Raw genomic sequence first — 23,189 nt, forward strand, 5'->3', positions numbered from 1 at the left:
AACGGATGTGATACCGATGTCATTTAGCATGACCGGATACGGTCAATCGTCGAGGCATTATGGCGGCAGCAAGATCGTTTTCGAAGTCAAATCGGTGAATCACCGTTACTGCGAAATCGTGCTGCGGATGCCTCGGGAGTGGAACGGGTTTGAGGATGCGCTGCGAAGAAAAGTCCAGCAATACGTCAGACGCGGCCGGGTGGATGTCGTTATCAATAGGGAGCACGAGGAGAACGCGGGCGGGCAGGTTCTGAACCGTTTAGCCGTGAAATCCTACCTGGCGGCGGCGGAAGCGCTGAAGAAGGAATTTGGCGTGAACGGAGAGCTGGATCTGAAGGGCTTGCTGACTCTGCCCGGAGTTATGGAGAACGGCGAGGACTCCTTGACCGCTCTTCCGGAGAATGGCGATTCCTTTCAAGAGCTGCTTGTAAACGGATTGGAAGAAAGCGTCAAGGCTCTGGTAGAAATGCGTGTCCGGGAAGGGCGCTTCTTGGCTGCCGACATTGCGGAACGGCTGAGCAGGCTTGAGGAATTGCATGGCGCAATGAGCGGAATGGCTCCTGCCGCCGTGATTGAATTCAGGGACAAGCTTCGGCAGCGGCTCGAAATTCTTCAAGACGGCACGCTCCCTTTTGACGAACATAAATTCGGAATGGAAGTAGCTATTTTCGCAGACCGCTCCAATATCGATGAAGAGCTGACACGTCTGCGCAGCCATTTTGAGCAGTGCAGGATTTTGCTGGACAGCGGGGAGCCGATTGGCCGGAAACTGGATTTTCTCATACAGGAGATGAACCGGGAAACGAATACGATCGGATCCAAATGCAATCATGTGGGGATTAGCAGCTGCGTTGTTGAGATGAAGGCGGAGCTGGAGAAGATCCGCGAGCAGGCTGCCAATATGGAGTAGCGACAGGGCAAGCGAAGATGTAACTAATGGGGGGAACAACCGGAACATGGCAATCAAACTCATCAACATCGGCTTTGGAAATATAGTATCGGCCAATCGGATTATTTCCATAGTCAGCCCGGAGTCGGCTCCGATTAAGCGGATTATCCAGGAAGCGAGAGACCGGCATATGCTGATCGACGCTACTTACGGAAGACGCACCCGTGCCGTCATCATTACGGACAGCGACCATGTCATACTGTCGGCCGTTCAGCCGGAGACCGTGGCGCACAGGCTGTCCAGTAAAGATGACGATAATGACGAATAAAGATTAATGGAGTGTACTATGTCAAAAGGATTGCTGATCGTATTGTCCGGCCCGTCCGGAGTCGGTAAAGGAACGGTATGCACCGCATTGCGCCCGAGAATACCGGAGCTCATCTATTCTGTATCGGCGACCACGCGGAAGCCCCGCGAGGGAGAGCAGGACGCAGTCAATTATTTTTTCAAATCCCGGGAGCAGTTTCTTCAGATGATTGACAACGATGAGCTGCTGGAATACGCGGAATACGTGGGCAACTTTTATGGTACGCCGCGTGATTTCGTAGAACGGACGCTGGAAAGCGGAAAAGATATTATCCTTGAAATCGAAGTGCAGGGTGCGCTTAAAGTCAAAGAGAAGTTTCCCGAAGGAATCTTTGTATTTCTTCTTCCCCCTTCGATGGATGAGCTGAAAGACCGTATTCGCGGACGCGGCACGGAGCATGACGACATTATCAATCACCGTATGACGGTCGCGGAAGACGAAATCAGCCTGATGCGTCACTATGATTACGCAGTGGTTAACGATGAAATCGATCTTGCCTGCAAACGAATAGAAAGCATTATTATTGCCGAACATTGTAAAATAAGATAGGCTGGCGATTAATAGTATAAATTTAATTGAAGAGGTGTCCCTGTGTTATATCCGTCAATTGATGAAATGATGAACAAAGTCGACAGCAAATATTCGCTTGTTGTCGCAGCGGCCCGACGGGCAAGACAGCTTCGCGAAGGCAGCCGGTCCGAACTGAAATCTCCGAAATCCCATAAGCAGGTCGGGATTGCGCTTGAAGAAGTATACAAGGACTACATCACCGTAACCCGGGTAGATGACAAAATCAACGATTAAACTTTGAAGAGCAGTATCTTTATTGTGACGATTGGCGCTGCGGCCCTTTATTAGAATGGAGGGCTGTGGGCGCCGATAGCGCGACTCGTGCGCTTGATTTATGCCTGCATTCCATTTATAGCCCGGACAGGGCTGTTCCTGACAACCGGAAGGTTGTTATTTTTTTAAAATTTTACTTGTATTCAGATTCTTTACGTATATGAGAAACGGTTGCTCACAGATTCAAGCAGGCGCGGCAGCTTTTTCTCAAACCGGATTCTTTCCGTATACACGGGGAGCAGGAGGGAAGGAAATGTTGAAAGGCAAAACGATATTGCTTGGCATCACCGGCGGAATCGCGGCGTATAAAGCGGCCGCCCTGTGCAGCAAGCTGGTGCAAAAGGGTGCCAAGGTGCATGTTATTATGACGGCTTCGGCCAAACAGTTCATTACTGAACTGACATTGCAGTCATTGTCGAAACAGAGGGTGTACAGCGATACCTTCCAGGAGCGCGATCCTTCCTCTATCTCACATATCGATTTGGCTGATTCGGCCGATCTTGTGCTGGTGGCGCCAGCCACTGCAAATATTATCGCCAAAATGGCCCATGGCATCGCTGATGACATGCTCTCTACCGTGCTGTTGGCAGCGACAGGACCTGTAATGGTCGCTCCGGCGATGAATGTGCATATGTATCAGCATCCTGCCGTACAGAATAATCTGGATATTCTTGCCAAGCGCGGAATCCAGTTCATCGAACCTGGTGAGGGGCTGCTGGCATGCGGCTATGTCGGTAAGGGACGAATGGAGGAGCCGGAGACCATCGTCAGCTGTGTAGAGACGTATTTTGAGCAGAAGGCTGGGAGTCGTAAACTGGCCGGCAAAAAAGTCGTCATAACAGCCGGCGGCACGGTGGAACGGATCGATCCTGTCCGCTATATTTCCAATGATTCTTCCGGCAAAATGGGCTTTGCGCTGGCGCGTGCGGCCAAGGAAATGGGCGCTGAGGTAACGCTGGTAGCCGCCCGAACGGATGAACGGCCGCCGCTGGATGTGAACGTTGTGCGCGTTCAATCCGCCGATGAGATGTATGACGCCGTGTCGGCCGTCTGGGAGGACTGTGATATTCTGATCAAGGCTGCCGCCGTATCGGATTACCGCCCGAAGGAAAGAGCGGATACCAAGATCAAGAAGTCCGGCGACACAATGACCCTGGAGCTGGTAAAGACCGTCGATATTCTGGAAACTTTGGGAGAGCGCAAGCAGCATCAGCTTCTAATCGGGTTTGCAGCGGAGACCGGCAATGCTGAAATGTACGCCAAAGACAAGCTGGTTCGCAAAAATCTTGATCTGATCGTCGCCAATGATGTAGGTATGCCGGGAGCCGGTTTCAGTGTTGATACGAATATTGTCTCGATATATGACAAAAGAGGTCTTGTGGAGGAACTGCCGCTGCTCTCTAAGGATGAGGTAGCCCGCCGGCTGCTCGCCATTGCGGCGACCCGGCTGCCGGAAGCAGGTCTGTAATGGATATCGCAAAGGTGATCGTCGATGTTCCTGTGCGCAGCACCGACAAAACCTTCGATTATTCGATTCCGGAATCTTTAAAAGTATGGATTGAGGTAGGCAGCCGGGTGGCGGTTCCTTTCGGGCACCGAACCGTTCAGGGCTTTGTTGTTTCCCTGGAGTATGGCGATGTGCGGGCGATTCAGGGAATCAAGCCGATCCAGGAAGTGCTTGATCTCATTCCTCCGCTCTCGCCGGAACTCGTGGAGCTGGCGGATTGGATGAGCGAGCGATATGCCTGCCGCCGGATTTCGGCGCTGCAGGCGATGCTGCCGACGGCGCTTAAGGGCAAAGCCGAACGGCTTATTTCGCTTGGGGCCACTGAGCCTGAACCGAGGAATGAAGAAGGAACGCTGTTTCCCGATGAGGAGTGGTTTCCGGTCTTCCAAGGTACCGGCCGGGAGGAGCGGGATATTACTGAATTTGTACGCCGCGCCGGCGAGGTGTCGATGAAGCAGCTGTCACGGGCTTTTCCGGATGGGGCGGAAACGATAAAATTCATGCTTCGTCGGGGCGCACTGAAGGAAAGCCAATCGATCAAGGACAAAATGGGCAAGAAGAAGCTTAAAGCTGTCGATCTGACGATGGAACCGGAATCCGCGCGGGAAGCGCTGAATAATCTGCCTGCCAGATCCGCCCGCCAGAAGGAAGTCCTATCGTTTCTGATCGATATGGAAGCGGTGCTTCCGATGCCGCTGAAGGAGATATTGTCTGCACTGCAGGTGAACGCCGGAACGGTAAAGGGACTGGAAGATAAAGGATTGATCGAGATTACGGAGGTGGAGGTCTACCGCGATCCCTACCGCGGCCGCGACTTCAAGCCGAGTGCGCCGCTTCCGCTAACCTCCGAGCAAACGGCGGTTTATGGACGTATTGTAAGGGCTGTCGACGAGCAGCGGCATGAGACCTTTCTGCTTCACGGCGTGACCGGCAGCGGAAAGACGGAAATCTACCTTCAGTGCATCCAGCACTGCGTCGAGCAAGGCCGGCAGGCTGTTGTACTTGTTCCCGAAATATCGTTAACTCCTCAAATGGTGGAACGTTTCAAGGGGAGATTCGGCAGCGGGGTTGCGGTCATGCACAGCCGTCTGTCTTCCGGAGAACGCTATGACGAGTGGCGCAAGATCCGCGAAGGCAAAGCGTCGGTTGCCGTCGGCGCGCGCTCTGCGATATTCGCTCCGTTTGGCAATCTGGGACTGATTATTATGGATGAGGAGCATGAAACCTCGTACAAGCAGGAGGAAAATCCGAGATATCATGCGCGCGATGTGGCGGTTCGCCGGGCGCTGCTCGGTGATGCGGTCGTCATACTGGGATCGGCGACACCTTCGCTGGAGAGCTATTATGCCGCCAGGTCGAAAAGCGACGAGAATTTCTCACCGGTGCTGCTGGAAATGCCAAGCCGGGCGCTGGGAAACGAGCTTCCGGCGGTTCAGGTGGTGGACATGCGGGAGGAGCTTAAGGAAGGCAACCGCTCCATGTTCAGCCGGGGACTTCACGCGGCGCTTCAGAGCAGGCTTGAGCGCGGGGAGCAGACCGTGCTTCTGCTGAACCGCAGAGGATTCTCGACATTTGTGATGTGCCGCAGCTGCGGCTACGTCGCGGGCTGTCCAGAGTGCGATATTTCGCTGACGTACCACAGCCGAAGCAATAATCTGCGCTGCCATTACTGCGGTCATTCAGAGCCGGCTCCAGAGGTCTGTCCGGAATGCGGAAGTGAGCATATCCGTTTTTTTGGAACGGGAACGCAGCGTGTGGAAGAAGAGCTGGTCAAGCTGTTTCCGGGAATGCGGGTTATCCGGATGGATGTCGATACGACGACAGAGAAAGGCTCGCATGAGAAGCTGCTGGGACAATTTAGGGACAAGAAGGCCGACGTGCTGCTCGGAACGCAAATGGTAGCCAAGGGGCTTGATTTTCCAGATGTAACGCTTGTGGGCGTCATCACAGCGGATTCGGCGCTGAACCTGCCGGATTTCCGGGCCGCCGAGAAGACATTCCAACTTCTTACGCAGGTGGCGGGACGGGCAGGACGGCATAAGCTTCCTGGAGAGGTGCTGGTCCAATCCTACACGCCGGATCATTACTCCATCATTCACGCCAGCCGCCATGACTATGCCTCGTTCGTAAGGGAAGAACTGAAACATCGGAAAGCGCTCCACTATCCGCCGTACTGCCGGCTGATTCTTGTGACGCTGTCGCATGAACAAATGCCGGTGGCGCTGCGCATGGCTGAGAATTATGCGATGAGCATTCAAGGAAAGGCAAGGCAGCGCCGGTGGTTCGGCAGTCTGGACAAGCTGACCTCGGACGGACTCGATCTGCTTGGTCCAGTAGCTTCCCCGCTGCCCCGGTTAAAGGGACGATACCGGTTCCAGTGCATGATCAAATGGCGGGGAACCATTGATGCTATCGGGCTGGCCCGCGAGGTGTCGGAAGAGCTGGAAGATTCGCTTCGCGATCCGGTGCTTCAGATCAGTATTGATGTCGATCCCCAAATGCTGATGTAACGCCGTTTTGGCATAGTATATATATAAAACCAGGAAGGTGATAGCGAAATGGCGATACGTTTAATAGTGAAAGAGCCTGACGAAGTGCTGCACAAGACAGCAAAAGCGGTTACGAAAATTACACCCAATGTGCAAAAGCTGCTGGATGATATGGCGGACACGATGTATGACGCTGAGGGCGTAGGCCTTGCCGCCCCGCAGGTTGGCATTCTTAAACGGCTGATTGTGGTGGACGCCGATGAAGAGCACGGTCTGATCAAGATGATCAACCCGGAAATCATTAAGTCCGAAGGCGAACAGTTTGGCCCGGAAGGATGCCTAAGTATTCCGGGCATTAACGGTGATGTTCGCCGCGCGGAAACAGTGACCGTCCACGGGCTCGATCGTGACGGCAATGAGATTACCATAACGGGAAGCGGGCTGCTCGCCCGGGCATTCCAGCATGAAATCGATCATCTGAATGGTGTGCTGTTCACGGATGTCGCGGAGAAGGTATACGAAATTAATGCGGAACGCAGCCAGACCGGGGAGTGATTGAAATGAAGATTGTGTTCATGGGCACACCCGCTTTCGCGGTGCCATGCCTGCAAATGCTGGTGAATGAAGGCTATGAAGTCGCTGCCGTCATCACCCAGCCTGACCGGCCGCAGGGGAGAAAGAAGATACTGACACCGTCGCCTGTCAAAGCGGCTGCGGAGGCGCTGGGCCTTCCCGTTCTCCAGCCTGAACGTATGCGGCGTCCGGAGGCGGTTGCGGAGCTAGCCGCCTATGAACCGGAACTGATCGTTACGGCCGCTTATGGACAGATTCTGCCCAAGGCCGTACTGGATCTGCCTGCCCGGGGATGCGTGAATGTGCATGGATCGCTTTTGCCCAAATACAGGGGAGGGGCGCCAATCCAGAGAAGCATTATTAATGGCGAAAGCGTAACGGGCGTGACGCTGATGTACATGGCGGAAGGACTGGATACGGGAGATATGATCGCAAAGGTTGAAGTCCCGATCGAGGATGACGATACGTCGGGAACCCTGTTTGAGAAGCTGAGTCTGGCAGGCCGGGATTTGCTGAAGGCTCAAATGCCTCGTCTGCTTGCCGGACCCGTACCTGCGGAGCCTCAGGATGACAGCCAGGCGACTTATGCGCCGAATTTGAGCCGGGAGGATGAACGGATTAATTGGAGCGCGGGCTCGCGCGAAATCTATAACCGAATCCGCGGTCTGGTTCCTTTTTCGGGCGCATTTACACTCTGGAATGATGAGGCATTCAAAATATGGGCTGCGTCTCCTGATTCAGGTGCTGCCGCCAAGGCTTCTAGCGCTTCTGCTCATGGTGATGGACCCGCACCGGGAACTGTGCTGTCCCTTGGACAGGCCGGCATTGAGGTCAAGACCGGCGACGGAAGCCTGCATCTTCTTACCGTCCAACCGGCCGGCAAGAAGGCAATGGCCGCGGGAGACTTTGCACGCGGCGGAACGATGAAGCCGGGTACGGTGCTGGAATGAGCGGGCCTAACAGACAGGGAACGCCGTCAGGCGGGAACAATCTGAACAGCCGCGTAGGCGGGGAACGTAGTGGTAAGGCTGCGCTCAAAGGCGGCAGGCCCGGCGGAGGGCGTGGTTCCGCAGGCGGGACTAGAACCGGTGCCAAGGGCGTCTCGGCGAGAGAAACAGCCCTTGACGTATTGGTGCGCGTTCAGCAGGAAGGGGCATACAGCAATCTGCTGCTGAACACCAGCCTGCAGAAGGCGGCCTTATCCCGCGAGGATGCGGGACTGGCCACTGAGTTGGTGTACGGGACGATCTCGCGTTTGAATACACTCGAATATGTCTTGAAGGGCTTTGTGAGCAAAGGGCTGGACAAGCTTCAGCCCTGGGTTCGCAGCCTGTTGTCTTTAAGTCTTTATCAGATTATGTACCTTGACCGGATACCGCCTCACGCGGCAGTGAACGAGGCTGTCAATCTGGCCAAGCGCCGCGGCCATCAAGGCATCTCGGGCATGGTGAATGGCGTGCTGCGGAGCGTGCTTCGCGCGGGTCCGCTGCCGGTAATCCCGCAGGAAATGTCCTGGGAAGAGCGGACCGCTCTTCTCCATTCGCATCCGCTGTGGATGGTTGAGCGGTGGCGGGACGAGTTCGGAGCGGACACGGCCGAAGCGGTCTGCAAGGCCAATAATGAGCCGCCTGCCGTAAGCGTCCGGGTGAATACGACGATGACCAGCCGCGATCGGCTGCTTGATGAGATGCTTAGTCAGGGAGTCAATGCCCGGCCGTCGGAACTGAGTCCTTATGGAATCGTGGTGAGAGGAGCCGGCAATCTGGCGCTTTCATCGTGGTACCGGGACGGTCTCCTGTCCATTCAGGACGAAAGCTCCATGCTTGTGGCTGAGGCCGTTAATCCTCTGCCCGGCATGAAGGTGCTGGACTGCTGCGCCGCCCCCGGAGGCAAGACGACGCATATGGGCGAGCTGATGAAGGATCAAGGCTCCATTTTTGCGAATGATCTGCATCCGCATAAAGCCGCCCTGATCTCCGATCAGGCTAGGCGCCTTGGACTAGAATGCATCGGCACCGGAAGCGGAGACGCGCTGGAGCTTGGGGAGAAATTTTCCCCTGCTTCCTTCGACCGGATTTTGCTGGATGCCCCTTGTTCGGGATTGGGAGTTATCCGCCGCAAACCGGATCTGAAATGGACCAAACAGCCGGAAGATGCGGCGGCGATTGCCAAACTGCAGTCCGAGCTTCTGGATTCGGCCGCTGCCCTGGTGAAGCCGGGCGGGGTGCTGGTATACAGCACCTGTACGCTCGACCGGATGGAGAACGGCGATATCGTTAATTCCTTCTTGGAACGCAACGAAGGTTTCGGCTCTGTGACATTTTCTTCACCACTGTGGAATCGTCTTGGTAATAACGTTCTTGCCAGGGGTCAGGGGATGCAAATCTTACCCCAACATTACGGCAGTGACGGCTTCTATATCGCAATTCTTGAACGGCTCCGCCAGTAGAGCCGCTGATCTGATCTCAACCGTCTTAATCCCCCGCCGGGCCTGCCTCGGCGGGTTTTCTTTTACCCTCTGTGAGATTTGTGTTAAAATAGGCAGGATGAGAAATAATATGAATAACTCATGAACAAACGGTAGGGCGGTTTTTTGACGACGGCAGACGGTATTCCCGGGCTATTTTTAGCGAAAATCCTATAAGTTCAGACATCATTAAGAAAGCACAGGTGCGATCACGATAATGAAACCTTTAATATATGATTTAACCCTTGAAGAGTTGGTAGAGTGGGCCAAGGACAACGGAGAACCGGCTTTTCGGGGCGGACAGATTTTTGATTGGCTGTACGTCAAGCGTGTCAGCGACTTTGACTCGATGAGCAACCTGCCGAAGTCTTTGCGGGCGAAGCTGGATGAACAGTTCTCCATGAACGCCCTTTCAGAAATTACAAAACTCGAATCGAAGGACGGAACGGTGAAGTTTCTGTTCGGTCTCCATGACGATCATGCCATAGAAACGGTCATCATGAAGCATAATTACGGCAACAGTGTATGCGTAACAACCCAGGTGGGCTGCCGGATTGGCTGCACCTTTTGCGCTTCGACTCTTGGAGGACTTAAGCGGGATTTGACTGCAGGTGAAATTGTGGCACAGGTCGTACGCTCACAGCAGATTCTGGATGCTAGGGGCGAACGTGTCAGCAGTATTGTAATCATGGGCACGGGCGAACCGTTTGAGAATTATGACGCCACAATGAGATTCCTGCGCCTGATGATCCATGAAAAAGGATTAAATATCGGACAGCGGCATATAACGGTATCAACAAGCGGGATTGTCCCGAGCATTTATAAGTTTGCCGATGAGGATACCCAGATCAACCTGGCGATCTCGATCCATGCGCCGAATGACGCGCTTCGTTCAAAGCTGATGCCGGTCAACCGCCGTTATCCTTTTGATGAAGTGATGGAATCGCTGCGCTACTATCAGGCAAAGACAGGACGGCGCATCAGCTTCGAATATGCGCTGATCGGCGGCGTAAATGATCAGCCGGAGCATGCAGAAGAGCTTGCTGGAGTGCTCAAGCATATGCTCTGCCATGTTAATCTGATTCCGGTTAACCATGTGCCTGAACGCAAATATGTGCGCACTTCACGAAATGATATTTTCCAATTTCAGCGGATTTTGGCCGATCAGGGAGTCAATGTGACGATTCGCCGCGAACAAGGCCATGATATCGCCGCCGCATGTGGACAACTGCGCGCCAAACATATGGAGTTGAGGTGAGATCTTTTGATCAGAACAGTTCATGCCAGCGACATTGGACGGGTACGTACCGTCAATGAGGATTCGGTCTGGACCGGTGTTACGAGCCAAGGATATACGCTGGGTATTATCGCCGATGGAATGGGAGGGCATTTAGCGGGTGATACCGCAAGCCGCCTGGCGCTTGAGTCTGTCCGGGAAGGGCTGGACGGAATTGCGTCCGGTCTTTCCGGAGAAGACTTAAGCGCGGTCTTGTCGAACGCGATAATGAAAGCCAATGATACCGTCTACAAGCAAGCGGCCAGTGACGAGCGTTACCACAACATGGGGACGACTGTCGTGTCTGCGCTGCTCGCAGGGCGGTCTGGATACATTGGTCACATCGGCGACAGCAGAGCTTACATAATTCAGGATGGTAAGGCGCGGCAGTTGACCGAGGATCACACACTGGTAAACGAGCTGTTCAAGAACGGCCAGATTACACTCGAGGAGCTGGATACGCATCCACGGCGCAACGTTCTTATACGCGCTCTAGGAACGGATGAGGACATCAAAGTCGATTTGATTCCAATAACGCTTGAACCGGGTGAAGTGCTGCTGCTGTGCAGCGATGGTCTGAGCAATTTTGTTAGTAGCGAGCACCTGGGGAAGGTTGCCGGCATGCAGGAAATATCGCTTAAGGAAAGAGCGGACCGTTTACTTCAGCTGGCTCTGCTTGCCGGCGGCGGCGATAATATCAGCGTCGCCATGCTGGAACATCATGAGGAGGCCGCTGTGCCCGAATCAAAGGAGTGGGAGAGATGATCGGTCACGAGTTGGGAGGCCGTTACCAAGTCATCGAGCGGATCGGTGGGGGCGGAATGGCGCTTGTATATAGGGCACATGATATTCTGCTCAATCGTAATGTCGCTATTAAAGTATTGCGTAACCAATTTGTGCATGATGAGGAATTTATTCGCCGGTTTCGGCGTGAAGCGCAATCCGCCGCTTCGCTCTCTCATCCCAATGTGGTTAGTATCTACGACGTGGGACAGGAAGATGAAATTCATTATATTGTCATGGAATATGTGGAAGGCAAGAATCTGAACGAAATTATCAAGGAGAGGGCGCCGTTGCAGGTAGATGAAGCGGTGAGAATCGCCACCCAAATCTGCGACGCGCTCGATCATGCCCATCAAAATCAGATTATTCATCGGGATATCAAACCGCATAACATACTTATCGGTCGCAACGGCCGTGTCAAAGTGACTGATTTCGGCATCGCCCGCGCGGTGACGTCGACTACGATTACCCAGACCGGCTCGGTTGTCGGTTCGGTGCATTATTTTTCTCCGGAGCATGCCAAGGGTGTCGCCACAGGTGAAAAATCGGATCTCTATTCGCTCGGCATCGTGATCTATCAGATGCTGACCGGCAGCCTGCCTTTTTTGGGCGAGAGTCCAATCAGCGTAGCTCTAAAGCATCTTCAGGAGGAATTCGAGGAGCCGCGAAAGCTGAATTCGATGATCCCACAAAGCGTGGAGAATATTATTCTTAAATCCATGCGCAAAAACCCGGAAGAGCGTTACCAATCGGCCAAAGAAATGCTTCAGGATTTGGAAACCTGTCTGCTCCCGGAGCGCCGCAGCGAGCCGAAACTAAGCTTCTTGGAAGACGATGAGGACAGGACCAGGGTGATGCCGGCGATCAAACCGAATCCCAGGAGCAACGGCTTGCGTAGCCGTGGCGAGGATAGAATGATCCGTGAGGAAGATACCCCGTCTGGCAAGAAGAGAAAGGATTGGGGAAGACCCGCGCTGTGGATCGGGCTTACGCTGCTGCTTCTGATCGCGATGGCCGGGGTGGTATGGTATGTAAACGCGAAGCTGGTCGTTCCGGAAGTGACGGTTCCCAAATTGGTCAGTCTATCGCTGGAGGATGCCAAAGCCAAGCTGAGCGAAGCCGGACTCGTTCTGGAAGAGCCGGTAACGACTCAGTACAACCCTAACTATGCCGAAGGGATTGTCTTCGAGCAGAGCAAGGAGCCGGATACGACGGTAAAAGAAGGTACTACCATCGCGCTTAAGGTAAGCATCGCCAAGCCGCTACAGCAAATGCCGGATCTGTCCGGAATGACTTATGACGATGCGGTGAAAGCTCTGATGGCGCAAGGTGTGGAGCAGAGCCGAATAACGCAGGACAGCGAATTCAGCAAAGAGGTTCAGGAAGGCGAGGTACTCCGGCAGAATCCGATATCAGGCAGCCAATATGACCCGGATACCGCTGCTATCTCGATCACTGTCAGCAAAGGCCAGGAGAGCATCACGATGCCTGACTTAACGGGCCTCACCGAGTCGGATGCGAAAGCCAAGCTGGAGGAGTTAGGCCTGGAGCTCGGCGATGTGAAGACGGAAGCCAGTTTTTCCGTGGAAAAGGGCAAGATAACGAAGCAATGGCCGTATGAAAAAGGCGCAGCGGCGCTGCCTGGTGAAAAAATCACCATATACATCAGTGACGGCTATCCGCCTGAGGCGCTGGAATACACGTTCAACCTTCCGGTATCTCCGGTGCAGGAAGGGAAGAAGACAAAGATCCGGATCGAATTCGTCGATGCGCGGAACAATGGCGAGAAACAGGATTGGGGAACCCGAACGATTAGCAGAACCCAGGTGCTGTCGGTGAACCTTATCCTCGCTCCAAATAAGGAAGGGGCTGTCATGGTGTACCGGGATGGAGAGTTCTTCGATACGTATTCCGTCTCTTACATTGATGCAAAGAACGGTACGGTGCCAATTCCCGAACCTTCGCCGGTCAATCCGCCATCGCCGTCTCCGGCCGAAACGCCGGCCGAGACACCTGCCGGTACGGAACCGTCTGCAGATCCGGTTACCGCGCCCGGAACGGAAGGTACTCCGCCGGATACCGGGGGCGAGCAGGGCGTCAATCAGACGGGGTACAGTGCGAGCGGTACGCAGATCATATCTGGCCAGGGTGACGCCTCCGGCCATAAGAAGAAAGGCAAAGATAAGAAGTAATCACAAAAACTATTCAAAGACAAGAGCGGCCGCTTAAACAGCCGCTCTTGCAGCAAACGGGGAGACGGATTGCCATAGTGCCCGCCGAATCCAAGAGAGGAAGGCTTCATTATATGCCTGAAGGAGTAATCGTCAAGGCTTTAAGCGGTTTTTATTATGTGAAACCGCTCCGGGAAGGAAAGATCTCTCCGGAGGATGAAATCGTTCAGTGCAGAGCCCGCGGCATCTTTAAGAAGAGAGGCCAGTCTCCACTTGTTGGTGACCGGGTCATTTATTCCTTGACCGAGAATGGAGAAGGGACGGTAGATGAACTCCACTCCCGCGATTCCGAACTGATTCGTCCGCCAGTAGCAAATGCTTCGCTGGCGGTGCTGTTGTTCTCCGTTCGGGAACCGGACCTAAATCTGCAGCTTCTTGATAAATTTCTCGTTCATATTGAGCATTCCGGATTGGACACGATCATCGTGCTGACCAAATGGGATTTGGCGGAAGAGGACGGAGAGAGCATCGCTCATGTTAAACAGCTGTACGAGCGGATTGGCTATGAAGTGATGGTGACTAGTTCGCGGACGGGTTCAGGCAGCGAGGAGCTCCGGAAGCGGCTAGCAGGCACAATCAGCGTGTTTGCCGGCCAGTCTGGTGTAGGCAAATCCTCGCTGCTTAACCGGCTTGTTCCCGGTCTTTCTCTGGAGACCAGCGAGATCAGTATGCGGCTGGGGCGGGGACGCCACACGACGCGGCATGTCGAGTTGATGGATATCGGCAATGGGGGCTATGTTGCGGATACGCCTGGCTTCAGCCAGCTGGATTTTCTGGAGCTTGGAGTGGAGGAGCTGTCTTCCTGCTTCCGTGAGTTTGTACCCTATGCAGCGGAATGCAAATTCCGCGGCTGCAGCCACCTTCACGAACCGGGCTGCCGAGTAATCGAGGCCTGGGAGGCCGGAGAGATTTCGGACAGCCGCTATGAGCACTACAAGCTGTTTTTTAATGAAATGAAAGACAAGAAGCGGAGGTATTGACACATGATCAAAATTGCTCCTTCCATACTATCGGCGGACTTCGCCGCACTCGGCTCCGAAGTGGCCGAGGTTGAAGCCTCCGGCGCAGACTGGATTCATGTGGACGTGATGGACGGCCATTTCGTGCCTAATATTACACTCGGTCCGCCAATCGTCAAGGCGGTATCGGCCCATACGTCTCTACCGCTGGACGTCCACCTGATGATTGAGAAGCCGGAACTCTACATAGCCGACTTCGCGGCGGCCGGAGCGGCTGTCATAACCGTTCATGCCGAAGCTTGCGTCCACTTGCACCGGGTGATTCATCAGATTAAGGAATATGGTCTGCTCGCCGGTGTGGCGATCAACCCTGCGACGCCCGCCTCAGCTGTGAAGGAAGTACTGGCGGATGTCGATATGGTCCTCGTCATGACCGTGAATCCCGGCTTCGGCGGACAGGCGTTCATCCCCGGCACCGTGCACAAAATCCGGGAAATTCGCCAGTGGGCGGCAGAGATCGGCCATGATCTGCGTATCGAGGTGGACGGAGGGATTGCTCAAGCGACAGCCCGTGTCGTATGCGAGGCAGGGGCGGATGTATTGGTCGCCGGCAATGCCGTGTTCGGCCAAAGCGACCGGGCGGCGGCCATTTCCGCGATTCGGGCGGCTGCTGCAGCTCGTTAACAGGAGTAAAGGTCAAGAGGTATAGGCCAAGTTACGGTCGCATAAATATGGTTACATGAGCAGAAATCTCATGTAGCCTTTTTTGTGTCTTAATGAGGGCTGCAGCATTGATCGGAGGGTGAAACATGAAATTTTATACATTTAAGCTGCCGAAGTTTTTGGGAGGGGTTGTCAAGGCGATCTTGAACACATTTCAGAAGAGCTGAGGGCCGTAAGCAGAATAAAGCAACATGAAAAAAAGCACCTTACATATGTAAAGGGTGCTTTTTGTTTGAGATTAAGTTTCGGAAACTAGACGCGCTCTACTTTACCGGACTTCAGGGCGCGGGTGCTTACGTATACACGCTTCGGTTTACCGTTCACCAGAATGCGGACCTTCTGAACGTTAACTCCCCAGGAGCGACGGTTACGGTTGTTGGCGTGGGATACGTGGTTGCCGCTGCTCGGCTTCTTACCAGTTACAGCACATTTACGGGACATCATTACACCTCCTTGTTGCGTTCACCTGCATAAAACAATACTTAAATATAATATCACAGTAAAAAATGCCTCGTCAACCGGTTCAAAAACATTTATTTCTTAAGTTGCTTATAGTACAATATATATTAGTGCATTGTGTCTAGTTTGTGTTAGCTACGAGAGACATGAAGGCAGGAAGGGGAATTTTCATTGAGTAAGCGTTCTATAAATGGAATAGATTTTACAGCGATGGTATTGGCCGGCGCTGATAAACTGCAGCAGCATGCGGAGCACGTGAATTCCTTGAATGTTTTTCCGGTTCCGGACGGGGATACGGGGACCAATATGAACTTGACGATGACCGCAGGGGTGGGCGAATTGCGGAAGAATCATTCGTCTTCCATTGGACAATGTTCCGGCGTCCTGTCCAAAGGCCTGCTGATGGGCGCGCGCGGTAATTCCGGCGTTATTTTGTCCCAACTGTTCCGTGGATTCGGTCGTTATGCCGCGGCATACGAAGAAATGAATTCTCTTCAGTTTGCGGCTGCGCTGCAGACTGGTGTGGATACCGCGTATAAAGCGGTAGTCAAGCCGGTGGAAGGGACCATCCTGACTGTGGCCAAGGAGGCTGCAAGACATGCTGTTTTCCTGGCGCGGCGGACAACTGATATTAATGAACTGATGACCGATGTGCTGGCCAAAGCCAAAGAGGCGCTTGCGGGAACGCCGGATCTTCTGCCGGTGCTCAAGCAGGTGGGCGTAGTGGATTCGGGAGGTCAAGGTTTAGTTTATATATATGAAGGTTTTTTAGAATCTTTAATGAATGGGCGGTTCGCGGATTCCGAACAGGGACAAGCCGTCCGAGAGGCGGTGCCCGCAGAGCCGGCAGTTGTGCTGACCAAGTCGGAGGTAAAGCCGGCATATGTGCCGGTATCGGCCCAATCGCGGCTGTCGACGGAAGATATCGAGTTCTTATATGACATGGAGTTCTTTATCAACCGCCAGTTGGGCGGTTCCCATGCTGAGGCGTTTGATGAGGTTCAATTCCGGAAAGCGTTATCGGTGAATGGCGATTCCATTATCGTCATTTCTGACGATGACACGATTAAGGTGCATGTTCACTCCAAGGCTCCGGGTGAAGTGTTGAATCTCGCACTTCTCTATGGGGAGATTACCCAGATTCATATTTTGAATATGCGCGAGCAGCACCGTGATTTGCTGACAGCCGGGATGGACATCGCCCCGAGTCCTGAAGTATTTGCAGATATTCCCCAAGAAAAAAGCAGCATAGAGGCACCAGCGGTGCCCCCGGCGTATGATTTGGCGCCATATGGCTTTATCGCAGTCTCCTCCGGCGACGGGATTTCTGAAATCTTCAAAAGCTTAGGCATCGATGTAGTGCTGGCAGGCGGCCAGACGATGAATCCGAGCACTGAGGATTTCGTAAACGCCATATCGTCAATTTCAGCGAAGCATATCTATATTTTGCCGAACAATTCCAATATCGTTCTTGCCGCTGAGCAGTCTAAAGAACTCCTTGAAGGCGAACGTGAGATTACGGTTATTCCGAGTAAGAGCATTCCGCAGGGCATTGCCGCTGCATTCGCTTTCCAAGAGGAAGAATCGGCAGACAGCAATACCGGCAGAATGTTGGAGGCCATTGGTCGGGTGAAATCGGGACAGGTCACGTATGCGGTAAGGGATACCAAATACGAGGAAATGGACATTAAGGCGGGGCAATATATCGGTATTTCCAATTCCAAAATCGTCGCCGCCGCCGAGGATCTGCTGTCTGCCAGCCAGGCGCTGCTGTCCAAGATGCTGGAGAGCGGAGACGAGATTATTACGATTTTAACGGGGCAAGAAGCCAACCCTGAGGATACGGATGCATTAGAGGGCTGGCTAGGAGCGAATTATCCCGATGCAGAGGTTGAAATTCACGAAGGCGGTCAGCCGCTGTACTATTATTTGTTCTCGGTAGAATCTTAAGCCCATTAACTGTACGAAGGGGAGGTTTACCATGAATCATACCGTAATCGTCACCGACAGCACATCTGATATCCCACCGTCCATGGCGGAAGCTTATGGCATCCATGTCGTACCGCTTACCCTCATGTTCGGAGAGGAATCTTACCGCGACGGGGTCGACATGACGCCGGAACAGTTCTATGAGCGACTTCCCCGTTCCTCCCAGCTGCCGACCACGTCACAGCCGTCGCCGGTTGAATATATGGATGTGTATAGAAATATTTTGGAGCGATATCCGGATAGTCCGATATTGTCCTTCCATATTTCTTCCGGACTTAGCGGAACTTACCAATCGGCGCTGCTCGCCAAATCAATGCTGGAGGAAGAAGGCGAAAGGATAACCGTAGTTGATTCCTTGTCGGCTTCTTACGGATTCGGTTTGCTGGTGGTTCATGCGGCGCGTTTGTCTGCTGAAGGGAAAGGTCCGGAGGAAATCTTGAAATCGGTCGAACAGCTTCGCCGCTCGCGTAAGCTATATTTTCTGGTGGATACACTGGAATACTTGCAAAAGGGAGGACGGATTGGCAAAGCTTCGGCTATCCTTGGCACACTGCTCAATATTAAGCCGATTCTGTCAATCGACGAGGAAGGCGTTATCTATGCGGTAGAGAAAGTCAGAGGACGAAAAAAAGCGGTAGCCCGCATGATCGAGCTGTTCAAGAAGGATCTGCAAGGTATCGACAAAATCAATGTGGCTGTCGGACATACGGCCCAGCCTGCTGCCGGTGAAGAATTTCTGCAGGAACTCTCAGCGTATTTTACACTGGAAGACAAAGTGCTGACTAACGTAGGGCCTGTTGTCGGAAGTCATGTCGGCAACGGCACGCTTGCCGTATTTATATGGCCCGCGTAGATGAGGGATGAATATGACTCTTTCTTTGGATACAACAGAGGTAAAACAAATTAGTGGCGTGAGCGCTCAAAAGCAGGCTGAGCTTCACGCCTTTGGCATATTTACGGTGAAAGATTTGCTGGAGTATTATCCTTTCCGCTATGAGGACTACCGTCCGAAATCGCTCAGCGAGGTGAAGCACGGGGATAAAGTAACGGTTGAGGCCAAAGTCATCGGCATCCCGGTGCTTCAGCGTTTTGGCGGGAAGTCGCGGCTCAGCTGCAAAATGATGGCGGAGCCGTGGATGTTTACGGCTACTTGGTTCAACCGGCATTATGTGCGTGAGCAGCTGACGGCGGGCCGCCAAATTGTCATCAGCGGAAAATGGGATCAGAAGCGGTCGCAAATTACAGTCACCGATTATGAATTTCCGGACCGCGGGGAAGGAAAGACCGGAACGCTGCAGCCGGTGTATTCCGTCGGCGGCAAAATTACGCAGAGCTGGCTTCGCAAGACGATTGCCCAGGCGCTGCTGCAATTTGGGGATATGATCCCTGAAATTTTGCCGCAGCCCATTATGCATAAATACGATTTTGTGCCGCGCAAACGAGCGATCGCCACGATCCATCAGCCCGAGGATTCACGGGAAGGCCAGCAGGGCCGCAGAAGGATGGTATATGAGGAACTGTTTCTGTTCCAACTGAAGGTTCAGGCTTTCCGTACGCTCAATCGGGGCAGGATGGACGGCATGGTTCATACGGTGGATAATGCGACCGTCCGCCAATTCGTACGCAGCCTCCCGTTTGAATTAACGAATGCCCAAAAGGCGGCTGAGCTTGAGATTTTGCAGGATATGCGTTCCGCTTACTGCATGAACCGACTTCTTCAAGGCGATGTGGGTTCCGGCAAAACGGCGCTCGCGGCAATCGCGCTGTTCGCGACGGTCCGCTCGGGCTTTCAGGGAGCGCTGATGGTGCCGACGGAGATTTTGGCCGAACAGCATAGCAGATCGCTTCAGACGATGTTCGAGCCGTTCGGCATTTCCGTAGCGCTGCTGACCGGCAGCGTTAACGGCCGCAAGCGCAAGGATCTGCTCGCCTCGCTGCAAATGGGCCTAGTCGATGTTGTCGTTGGAACGCATGCATTGATTCAGGAGGACGTGTTCTTCAGGGAGCTTGGCCTCGTTGTAACGGATGAGCAGCATCGGTTCGGAGTGAATCAGCGCAGTATTTTGCGGCGTAAAGGCTACAATCCGGATGTGCTTACGATGACGGCGACCCCCATCCCGCGAACGCTGGCGATAACCGTCTTCGGCGATATGGATGTCTCCACCTTGTCCGAGCGTCCGAAAGGGCGTATTCCGATCTCAACCTATTGGGTGAAACCGGACATGATGGAGAGGGTGCTGAATCTGGTCCGACGCGAGGTGGGGCAGGGGCGCCAGGCGTACCTTATTTGTCCGCTGATCGAGGAATCGGACAAGCTGGATGTGCAGAACGCGATTGATCTGCATATTCAGCTGTCTCAGGCTTTTCCCGATTACCGGGTGGGACTGCTGCATGGCCGGATGACTCCCGGTGAGAAGGACGAGGTCATGCGCGCTTTCTACGATAATGAAGTACAGGTGCTCGTGTCCACAACTGTTGTCGAGGTAGGCGTCGATGTGCCGAATGCCACCCTGATGATTATCATGGATGCCGACCGGTTCGGACTGTCCCAGCTCCATCAGCTTCGCGGACGCGTCGGACGGGGAGAGCATGCTTCCTACTGCGTGCTGGTGGCCGATCCCAAATCGGAGGTCGGACGCGAGCGCATGGCCGCAATGACAGAAACGGACGACGGGTTCGAAGTATCCCGGCGCGATCTCGAGCTGCGGGGACCGGGCGATTTCTTCGGCACGAAGCAGAGCGGTCTGCCGGAGTTCCGCCTCGCGGATATGGCGGCCGATTTTGCCGTTCTTGAGCAGGCGCGCGGCGATGCCGCCGAGCTGCTCCAGGATGGCACCTTCTGGACATCCGCCGAGTTCGCTCCGCTGCAAAGCTATCTCCAAAAAGAACAAATTTTTCAGGGCGATCTGATCGATTGAGGCACATGGAGACACGTCCCGTCATATACTGAGAAAGATTGGATATGACGGGAGGTGCGTCAAGCTTGAGTTATCAGCAATATGGAATCAGCCCGCAACTGGTGGAGCGAATCAAGCTTAAGATGAAAAATCCGGCGGTCAAGGAACGGGTCAAGAATTTGATTAACGGCGTCAGCAAACAGCAGCTTCAAGACCCCGGTGTGGTGCGCAGACTGGTACACAATGCTTCGGGTATCATGGGGGAAAGACTTACTTCCGCTCAGGAGGACAGCATAGTCAGATTTGTCATCGCCCAAAAAATCGATCCGAATAATACGTTCCACTTGATTCGCTTATGGGGGATGTTCCGTTAGCCGTGGATGACAGACCGTACAAGCAAGCGGCGGATACACGCTGAGGAAGTAAAAAAGCGTTCCGGCTTTAAGTGCCGGGAACGCTTTTTTAATTGCTGTAAAGAAACAAACCAGATCAATGCTCCTAAGCCTATCGTTCCTCGGAGGCAGGGGTGCGCTTCTGGGCCATCCGCTTGACGTGCCTGCTTTCAAATTTGAATACTTTATCCAGCGCTCTGTAAATCCATTTGGATTCTTTGGTCAGCAGCGGACCGAGAATTGCCAGGATCAGCACATACATGGCCGCGAACGGCTGCAAAATGGCGAGCAGTCCGCCCGCTTTGCCAAGATTGGCCATAATGATGGAGAATTCGCCGCGCGACACGATGGTAAGGCCGATATTGGAAGAAGCGCGCGGGCTCAGGCCGGCGCTGCGCCCGGCAAGTATACCTGCGACGAAATTCCCCAGCAGCGTGACGACCACAGCCGCAAGCGAATACCATAGGGCTTCTCCGCCGAGAGTGCGCGGGTCGATCGTAAGACCAAAGCTGAAGAAGAAGATGGCTCCGAAAAAATCGCGGAACGGAATAATCAGCTTCTCGATCCGTTTGACATGTTCCGTCTCTGCAAGAACTAAGCCGACCAGCAGCGCTCCGATCGCCTCCGCGACGTGAATCGTCTCGGAAAAGCCCGCCACCAGGAAGAGAATGGCGAATATGACTAGAGCGAACAGTTCGCCTGAGCGGATATTAAGCGCCTTGTTAAGCAGGGGGACCAGTTTTCGGCCGACGATAAGGAGTCCCAGCATATAGACCAGCGCAATCAGAGCCGACAGCAGCACTCCGCCAAGGGAGGAGGAGCCGCTGAGCACCAGGCCGGAAAGAATGGAGATATAGACCGCCAGGAACACGTCCTCGAACATGATGATGCCGAGAATCATTTCGGTCTCCGGGTTGGCGGTACGCTTCAGGTCTACCAGAACTTTAGCCACGATTGCACTGGAGGAAATGGTCGTAATGCCTGCCACCACCAGAACCTCTTCAAGCGGGAATCCGAGTCCCCAGCCTAGTACCAGACCAAGGGAGAAGTTGATCAGAATATAGATTGTTCCGCCTGCTGCAATCGATTTCCCCGCTTTGACCAGCCTGCCCACGGAGAATTCCAGCCCGAGATAGAACAGTAGGAACAGGACGCCGATCCTGCCCATAAATTCAATTAGAGCGGCGCTTTCGATAAACCGGAAATCCAGATGCCAAATTTGAAAGGCATGCGGTCCGACCGCCATACCGACAAGTATATAAAATGGAATGACGGAGAAGCGGAATTTCGCGGCGAGTAATCCGGACAGCGCCACAAGTGCTATCGCCAGTCCGACCTCAAATACGATATGGCTCATCGATCAACCACATCCATTCCGCAAAATATCCCTAAATTGTTTATGCTGTTCTCTCTCCCCCGCGGCAACAATGATGCATTCCGGCGGCAGTTTCAATTCGGGTCCAGGACTGATATGTTTGGTGTGATTTTTTTCGATGACCGCTATAATGGTCACACCGGAACGGGCGCGGATATCAAGCTCACCGATCGTACGGCCCACACAACTGAACCCCGGCTCTAGACGGTACCACTCAATAATCAGATCGTCCAGCGCAACATCAATGGATTCGAGCGACCTTGGCTTGTATGTGACGCCCCCGATAATAGCCGAAATATACCTGGCTTCTTCATCGTCCAGTGTTACCATGGAAATACTTTGATCTGGATCGTCATATTCAAAATGATACAGCTCCCGCCGTCCATCATCATGTACAATAATAGCGAGCTTATCGCCGCTGCGGGTCTGCAGCACAAATTTTCTCCCGATTCCGGGCAAATCGCATTCTCTAAAGTTCATAATAAATCCAGCCTCCAATAACTCGGATGTATTTGTAAGTTTACTATTTCGTCCACAATGTATTCAGCCACCGAATGTGAAAACCACATAATTTGAGGTGAATTTAAGCGGATACAGAAGCAAGCGCTTCAACAGATTATAGATAAGCGGATAAAATAACGCGAACAGCAAAGGCAAAAGATAAGGTTCCAGCGAGACAAGAGCGGTTTGTTCATATGGAAGACGCGATAAGGCGGCGGGAAAATGCTGCTGCGGATGCAGGCGAGCGGACGTCACCGCAAAATGGCGCTCCTGCTGTTCGATGCCTTTTGTGCCGTTCTCCTGAGCTGCCTGGCTGCTCCAATCCACGAAGGCAGACGTCGGCAAGGCAAATGCAAGGATGATGGCCAAAGCAAGCCGGATTAGCCCGTTTCGCGTTCTAAGATCTATATATTGAGTCAAACAGGTACCTCCATAGCCGATTTAGTATTAAAATCATAACATAGCGGCT

The 23,189-nt window shown here is 53.5% G+C and carries 23 protein-coding genes; 19 read left to right on the forward strand and 4 right to left on the reverse strand.

The annotated features are described in order from the left end of the window. Window positions 1–16: 16 nt before the first annotated feature. The 15 genes from KP014_RS15935 to spoVM all read left to right on the forward strand — a co-directional run bounded on the left by KP014_RS15935 (window position 17) and on the right by spoVM (window position 15,274). Window positions 17–910: a YicC/YloC family endoribonuclease gene (locus tag KP014_RS15935; RefSeq protein ID WP_036598496.1), complete on the forward strand. Its 894-nt coding sequence runs from the start codon at window positions 17–19 to the stop codon at window positions 908–910. Between the two features lie 46 nt (window positions 911–956). Next, a complete protein-coding gene (gene remA / locus KP014_RS15940) occupies window positions 957–1,217 on the forward strand; it encodes an extracellular matrix/biofilm regulator RemA (RefSeq protein ID WP_006209218.1) in 261 nt (86 codons plus the stop codon). 18 nt (window positions 1,218–1,235) lie between these two features. Beyond that, window positions 1,236–1,805 carry a guanylate kinase gene (gene gmk, locus KP014_RS15945; RefSeq protein WP_036598498.1) on the forward strand — a complete coding sequence of 190 codons (570 nt, stop codon included), beginning with the start codon at window positions 1,236–1,238 and terminating at the stop codon, window positions 1,803–1,805. A gap of 42 nt (window positions 1,806–1,847) precedes the next feature. After that, window positions 1,848–2,060 carry a DNA-directed RNA polymerase subunit omega gene (gene rpoZ / locus KP014_RS15950; RefSeq protein ID WP_036598499.1) on the forward strand — a complete coding sequence of 71 codons (213 nt, stop codon included), beginning with the start codon at window positions 1,848–1,850 and terminating at the stop codon, window positions 2,058–2,060. A gap of 292 nt (window positions 2,061–2,352) precedes the next feature. Continuing rightward, window positions 2,353–3,567 carry a bifunctional phosphopantothenoylcysteine decarboxylase/phosphopantothenate--cysteine ligase CoaBC gene (gene coaBC / locus KP014_RS15955; RefSeq protein ID WP_036598500.1) on the forward strand — a complete coding sequence of 405 codons (1,215 nt, stop codon included), beginning with the start codon at window positions 2,353–2,355 and terminating at the stop codon, window positions 3,565–3,567. Beyond that, the gene (priA, locus tag KP014_RS15960) at window positions 3,567–6,116 is read left to right on the forward strand and encodes a primosomal protein N' (RefSeq protein WP_036598501.1); all 2,550 of its coding nucleotides are present in this window, start codon (window positions 3,567–3,569) and stop codon (window positions 6,114–6,116) included. Before coaBC ends, priA begins: the two co-directional genes overlap by 1 nt. 48 nt (window positions 6,117–6,164) lie before the next feature. Next, window positions 6,165–6,650, forward strand: a complete 486-nt coding sequence (gene def / locus KP014_RS15965; RefSeq protein ID WP_036598502.1) for a peptide deformylase — start codon at window positions 6,165–6,167, stop codon at window positions 6,648–6,650. A 5-nt stretch (window positions 6,651–6,655) separates the two neighbouring features. After that, window positions 6,656–7,618: a methionyl-tRNA formyltransferase gene (gene fmt / locus KP014_RS15970; protein WP_036598503.1), complete on the forward strand. Its 963-nt coding sequence runs from the start codon at window positions 6,656–6,658 to the stop codon at window positions 7,616–7,618. Beyond that, window positions 7,615–9,117 carry a 16S rRNA (cytosine(967)-C(5))-methyltransferase RsmB gene (gene rsmB / locus KP014_RS15975; protein WP_090833918.1) on the forward strand — a complete coding sequence of 501 codons (1,503 nt, stop codon included), beginning with the start codon at window positions 7,615–7,617 and terminating at the stop codon, window positions 9,115–9,117. Before fmt ends, rsmB begins: the two co-directional genes overlap by 4 nt. A 235-nt stretch (window positions 9,118–9,352) precedes the next feature. Next, window positions 9,353–10,393, forward strand: coding sequence for a dual-specificity RNA methyltransferase RlmN (gene rlmN, locus KP014_RS15980; RefSeq protein ID WP_036591535.1), 1,041 nt, complete (start codon window positions 9,353–9,355; stop codon window positions 10,391–10,393). Between the two features lie 6 nt (window positions 10,394–10,399). Next, entirely contained in the window at window positions 10,400–11,176 is a 777-nt protein-coding gene (locus KP014_RS15985) for a Stp1/IreP family PP2C-type Ser/Thr phosphatase (protein ID WP_036591537.1), read from the forward strand. Then, a complete protein-coding gene (gene pknB, locus KP014_RS15990) occupies window positions 11,173–13,386 on the forward strand; it encodes a Stk1 family PASTA domain-containing Ser/Thr kinase (protein ID WP_090833919.1) in 2,214 nt (737 codons plus the stop codon). The genes KP014_RS15985 and pknB overlap by 4 nt, the downstream gene beginning before the upstream one ends. A gap of 113 nt (window positions 13,387–13,499) precedes the next feature. Then, window positions 13,500–14,405, forward strand: a complete 906-nt coding sequence (gene rsgA, locus KP014_RS15995) for a ribosome small subunit-dependent GTPase A (protein WP_036592204.1) — start codon at window positions 13,500–13,502, stop codon at window positions 14,403–14,405. A gap of 3 nt (window positions 14,406–14,408) precedes the next feature. Continuing rightward, the gene (rpe, locus tag KP014_RS16000; RefSeq protein WP_036592206.1) at window positions 14,409–15,068 is read left to right on the forward strand and encodes a ribulose-phosphate 3-epimerase; all 660 of its coding nucleotides are present in this window, start codon (window positions 14,409–14,411) and stop codon (window positions 15,066–15,068) included. A 125-nt stretch (window positions 15,069–15,193) separates the two neighbouring features. Then, on the forward strand, window positions 15,194–15,274 hold the full coding sequence (spoVM, locus tag KP014_RS16005) for a stage V sporulation protein SpoVM (protein WP_036592208.1): 81 nt from the start codon (window positions 15,194–15,196) through the stop codon (window positions 15,272–15,274). Window positions 15,275–15,359: 85 nt separating this feature from the next. Here spoVM and rpmB read toward each other — a convergent pair whose 3' ends face one another. Next, the gene (gene rpmB / locus KP014_RS16010; RefSeq protein WP_025334690.1) at window positions 15,360–15,548 is read right to left on the reverse strand and encodes a 50S ribosomal protein L28; all 189 of its coding nucleotides are present in this window, start codon (window positions 15,546–15,548) and stop codon (window positions 15,360–15,362) included. Between the two features lie 189 nt (window positions 15,549–15,737). Between rpmB and KP014_RS16015 the strand changes: the two genes are divergently transcribed. The 4 genes from KP014_RS16015 (at window position 15,738) to KP014_RS16030 (ending at window position 20,826) form a co-directional block, all read left to right on the forward strand. Further along, on the forward strand, window positions 15,738–17,516 hold the full coding sequence (locus KP014_RS16015; RefSeq protein WP_036592211.1) for a DAK2 domain-containing protein: 1,779 nt from the start codon (window positions 15,738–15,740) through the stop codon (window positions 17,514–17,516). Window positions 17,517–17,547: 31 nt separating this feature from the next. After that, window positions 17,548–18,408: a DegV family protein gene (locus KP014_RS16020; protein WP_036592214.1), complete on the forward strand. Its 861-nt coding sequence runs from the start codon at window positions 17,548–17,550 to the stop codon at window positions 18,406–18,408. A gap of 13 nt (window positions 18,409–18,421) precedes the next feature. Further along, the gene (gene recG / locus KP014_RS16025; protein ID WP_036592215.1) at window positions 18,422–20,473 is read left to right on the forward strand and encodes an ATP-dependent DNA helicase RecG; all 2,052 of its coding nucleotides are present in this window, start codon (window positions 18,422–18,424) and stop codon (window positions 20,471–20,473) included. A 65-nt stretch (window positions 20,474–20,538) separates the two neighbouring features. Further along, window positions 20,539–20,826, forward strand: a complete 288-nt coding sequence (locus tag KP014_RS16030; RefSeq protein ID WP_036592228.1) for a stage VI sporulation protein F — start codon at window positions 20,539–20,541, stop codon at window positions 20,824–20,826. Between the two features lie 130 nt (window positions 20,827–20,956). Here KP014_RS16030 and KP014_RS16035 read toward each other — a convergent pair whose 3' ends face one another. The 3 genes from KP014_RS16035 to KP014_RS16045 all read right to left on the reverse strand — a co-directional run bounded on the left by KP014_RS16035 (window position 20,957) and on the right by KP014_RS16045 (window position 23,140). Continuing rightward, window positions 20,957–22,201 (reverse strand): cation:proton antiporter, encoded by a 1,245-nt coding sequence (locus KP014_RS16035; RefSeq protein ID WP_036592216.1) that lies wholly within the window; start codon window positions 22,199–22,201, stop codon window positions 20,957–20,959. Between the two features lie 3 nt (window positions 22,202–22,204). Beyond that, entirely contained in the window at window positions 22,205–22,699 is a 495-nt protein-coding gene (locus tag KP014_RS16040) for a cation:proton antiporter regulatory subunit (RefSeq protein WP_036592217.1), read from the reverse strand. Window positions 22,700–22,762: 63 nt separating this feature from the next. Then, window positions 22,763–23,140, reverse strand: a complete 378-nt coding sequence (locus tag KP014_RS16045; protein WP_036592218.1) for a hypothetical protein — start codon at window positions 23,138–23,140, stop codon at window positions 22,763–22,765. Window positions 23,141–23,189: the final 49 nt, after the last annotated feature.

The sequence above is a fragment of the Paenibacillus sophorae genome (assembly GCF_018966525.1).
In the GTDB taxonomy this organism is placed as follows: domain Bacteria; phylum Bacillota; class Bacilli; order Paenibacillales; family Paenibacillaceae; genus Paenibacillus_AQ; species Paenibacillus_AQ sophorae.